This is a genomic window from Scandinavium sp. M-37 (assembly GCF_043558715.1).
In the GTDB taxonomy this organism is placed as follows: domain Bacteria; phylum Pseudomonadota; class Gammaproteobacteria; order Enterobacterales; family Enterobacteriaceae; genus Scandinavium; species Scandinavium vulneris_A.
Map to the genome: position 1 here is coordinate 1 of NZ_JBIGIN010000115.1, position 461 is coordinate 461.

1 pseudogene is annotated in these 461 nt (G+C 50.5%); it reads left to right on the forward strand.

Annotated elements, in window-relative coordinates:
* Positions 1–461, forward strand: a pseudogene (locus ACG0Z5_RS23960) (transposase); the annotation flags it as partial.

Consider the following 461-nt stretch of genomic DNA (forward strand, 5'->3'; position numbering starts at 1 on the left):
CCGCTATTTCCGAAGCCAGCTACTACAACTGGAAGGCGAAATATGGCGGGATGGAAGCCGCTGATATCAAAAAAATCAAAGATCTTGAGGACGAGAATCGTCGTCTGAAGCAGATGTTTGCCGATCTGAGTCTGGAATGCCGGGCGCTGAAGGACGTTATCGAAAAAAAGCTCTAAAACCAGCGATAAAGCGGGAGCTTGTCAGCTATCTGACTGCACAATTTTCCATGAGCATCCGCCAGGCATGCAGGACAGTATCGCTGAGCAGGACGGTGTATTTTTATCAGCCCGATACCCGGCGTGATGAACCGGTGATCCTGGCGCTGACTGAACTGGCAGAACGCTATCCGCGATACGGATTTAAGAAGCTGTTTCAGGTACTTCGCAGGCAGGGTAACGCCTGGAATCATAAGCGTGTTCACCGGATTTACTGCCTGCTGAAACTCAATTTTCGCCGCAAGG